The following is a 1,974-nucleotide window of genomic DNA, read 5'->3' as shown; positions in this document are numbered from 1 at the left end:
GGCTGCAGCGGCAGGCCGGTGCGCTGCGCGTAGGCGTCGGCGGCCAGGCCCAGCTGGTCCAGTTGCTCCTGCAGCGCGTGCAGCGGCAACCAGGTCTCATCAGCCGCCATCGCGCCGCGTGCGGGCAGCGCGTCGAGCCGATCCAGGGCCGCGTCGATGCCGGGTTCGTGCATCAGTCGCGGCACCAGCGCGTGCAGTCCGTGTGCGTTCGCGGTCGCCAGGTAGCGCCCGTCGTGCTTGCGCCGCAGCAGCCAGGTTGCCTGCGCGAGCTGGCGCGCGTCGGCGTTGCTGCGCGCGCGCAGTCGCGCGGCCGGCAGCAGTTCGATGGTTTCGGTGTTGAGCAGCAGGCTGGGGACGATACGCATCGGCACAGGGTAGGGCCAAGCAGCGCGGGCGGCCAGTCGTCGGGCGATCCCGCCGCGCCGCGCACGACGCGGCAGACGCGGCTCAGAAGAACTCGTCGAGCAACTGGTGGAACTGCAGCCGCGTGAGGTCCGGCGTGGCGATGCCGTACGCGGCGAAGAAGCGATCGGCGAGCGCCGGGTCGAATTCGTCCAGGCAACTGGCCAGGATTGCCAGGTCCTGGTATGGGTCGGCGACGCCGGCGCGGCCGAGGTCGATCACGCCGACCACGTGATCTGGCGCGTCGAGAAGGATGTTGTCCAGCGAGTAGTCGCCGTGGCTCAGCACGCGTTTGCTGTCCAGCGGCAGCAACGCGGTCATCGCTTGCCACACCGCCTCCGCCGACCAGCCGGCACGCGCGGCGTGGAAGTCCTCGGTGTCGACCAGGCCCGCCTGCAGCCGGCGTTGCGCAGCGGCCAGGCGCAGCGGGTGAGTGGCGTCGAACGGACAGGTATCGATCGGCGTGGCGTGGAAGCGGCGCAGGAACTCGGCCAGCGCCTGCACGATGCGCTGCGCCTGCGCGGGCGCGTCCTGCAGCCATTGGTAGGCGGTCCTGCCCGGCAGCGCTTCGCTCAGCAGCCACGCGCCGGCGGCATCGGCCTCGAAATGCAGCACGCGCGGCACGCAGCACGTTCCGCGCAGCCAGTGCAGCCGCGCGAACTCGTCCACCACGTCGTCGTGCGAGGCGCCGGTGCCGCGCTTGAGGTACAGGTCCGGCGTGCCGGTGCCGCCGAGCCGATAGACCATGGCGCCTGCTTCGCCGACCAGATTGCGGTGCCAGTGCAGGCCGTGCAGCCGCGCCGACAGCGTCGGCGGCAGCGCCGGTGCGGTGGCGGGAGTCTCGCGGGGCGCGGTGTGGTCCATCGGACCGATCCTTGAGGCGTCATGTGGAGGCGGCGTCGTCGCGACGCGCGCGGCTGGCGACGAAGACGCGCGTGGCTGGTGTTCCAGCATATATCGCCTCGCAGACGCCAGGACGCTCGACGCGGTGTGCTCCATGGATCGGGCGCGTCGCGCGGCGAGACCTTGCCGCACCGCGCAGCATGTCGTGCCCTGCGCGGCCGGTCGCAGCAGCGACCGACTCGACGAGGCCCGTCGGACTCAGGCCATGCGGCGCGCCGTGCCGCGCGTGTCTTCGCCGCCGTGTGCTTGCGCCGCGAGTGTCTGCCATTCCTGCAGCACCTGCCTGGGGTGTTCGACGCTGAGCAGCAGCCAGCCGCCGGCGTGCAGCGGAACGGCCAGGACGCGGTCGCTGGTGATCAGGCAGAACGCCTTGTGCCCGTCGCGGGTCCGGTAGTGGCCCGCATGAAAGCCCGGGTAGCCGAAGCCGAGCAGCTTCAAGGCCGGCTTGAAGCCGGTGTGCTCGGACAGTGCGACCACGCGCGCCGCCTCCACGCGCAGCGCGGCCAGCGGTACGCGCCTGGTCAGGAACGTCGCACGCACGTCCACCAGGCCCTCGTGCAGCAGCACGCGCTGCCGCGCGAAGGTGGCGGTGCCGGACACGCCGATCAACGCCAGCAGCCCGAAATGCCACCAGAGCGCGCCAGGCCGTGCGGCGTGCAACGCGAAGCC

At 72.0% G+C, this 1,974-nt stretch carries 2 protein-coding genes and 1 pseudogene; all 3 read right to left on the bottom strand.

Annotation, left to right across the window (positions count from 1 at the left end):
- A pseudogene (locus D183_RS0116040) lies at nt 1-365 on the bottom strand (D-alanyl-D-alanine carboxypeptidase family protein); the annotation flags it as partial.
- Between the two features lie 82 nt (nt 366-447).
- Nucleotides 448-1,266, bottom strand: a complete 819-nt coding sequence (locus tag D183_RS0116035) for an APH(3') family aminoglycoside O-phosphotransferase (RefSeq protein ID WP_017909896.1) — start codon at nt 1,264-1,266, stop codon at nt 448-450.
- A 237-nt stretch (nt 1,267-1,503) separates the two neighbouring features.
- On the bottom strand, nt 1,504-1,974 hold a 471-nt coding region (locus tag D183_RS24990; protein ID WP_017909895.1), incomplete at its 5' end, for a hypothetical protein.

The sequence above is a fragment of the Xanthomonas sp. SHU 199 genome, from assembly GCF_000364665.1.
Taxonomy (GTDB): Bacteria; Pseudomonadota; Gammaproteobacteria; order Xanthomonadales; family Xanthomonadaceae; genus Xanthomonas_A; species Xanthomonas_A sontii.
Note: the sequence above shows the minus strand (reverse complement) of the source record. Positions and strands in the feature narration are given on the sequence as shown.